Below are 1,113 nucleotides of genomic sequence, written 5' to 3'. Positions count from 1 at the left end.
TAAGCCAAGCCTACTGCTTTGATGATTGGTACTCTAAATACGGCTCGGATGCCTTCACCACCGTAGATGGAAACAAAATACCAAAACCAGACATTGTTGGTGTAGAGATAGCGGAGCAATATAGCGATCGCTGGGTATATTGTGATGAATTAAAAACCTGGTTAACCTACAGTTTAGAAACAGAAGGAATCTGGACTCTTGTTAGTAAAGATTACTTAGCAGCCGAAATACACGGCATTCTAAAGGCTCGGAATATCAAGGGATATGGTACTAACGCTTATGTTGAAAATATCATCGGCACTTTAAAAAGAGAATTATTTATCAGGAAATGGGATGAAAAATCCTCTACAGACTGGTTGCCCTTCAAGAACGGAGTGTTAGAACTGGCTACAAACAAGCTACACGAACATAATCCTGATTTTAGATTTACTTGGCAGCTTCCCAGGGATTACACCATTATCGAAGCAGGATTCAAGGCGATCGCCTCTTGGATGGACGAAGCTACTCAAGGAAATTCTGAATATAAAGAATTGTTACTTTGTTTCTCCGCAGCAGTGTTACGAGGAAGAAATGACCTACAGAAATTCCTGCACCTGATTGGTGGAGGTGGTAGTGGAAAAAGTACCTTTACCACGCTGTTAACGGCTCTGGTGGGGGAATCAAACACCGCCACGATGAATTTATCAGAATTGGAGGATAAGCACGAAATAGCCCGTATCTTTGGTAAAAGGTTAGTTGTTTTGCCAGATCAAGATAAAGCACCCCGTAAAATGAGTAATTTCAAGCGGTTAACGGGTCAGGATAGGTTATCTGGTAGAAGACTATTTGAGAATGGTTTCGAGTATGTTTTTGGTGGCTTGACAGTAGTAACATCTAACTTTCCTATTTTTCATACCAATTTGGGTTCTTGGCTAACTCGTAGGGTACAAATGATACCTTTTGATTACCAATGCCCCAATCACAAGAAACGGGACTTGATGAAAGATTTTTCAGGGGAATTGGGAGCATTTACGTCTTATCTGTTGAGTATTCCAGAAACGAAAATCGAAGCAGTATTGAAGGGATTGGGCAAAGAGAGATCGCTATCTACTACGGTATGGGAATCTCAAATAA

General features: G+C 40.8%; 1 protein-coding gene. It reads left to right on the top strand.

The window, feature by feature from the left end; all coding sequences use genetic code 11:
- Positions 1-1,113: DNA primase family protein (locus H1P_RS33590; RefSeq protein ID WP_222427381.1), on the top strand; the 1,113-nt coding region annotated here is incomplete at both ends.

It is taken from the genome of Hyella patelloides LEGE 07179 (assembly GCF_900659865.1).
GTDB classification, from domain to species: Bacteria; Cyanobacteriota; Cyanobacteriia; order Cyanobacteriales; family Xenococcaceae; genus Hyella; species Hyella patelloides.
The sequence above is the reverse complement of the archived record's forward strand: the minus strand, read 5'-3'. Positions and strand labels throughout refer to the sequence as shown.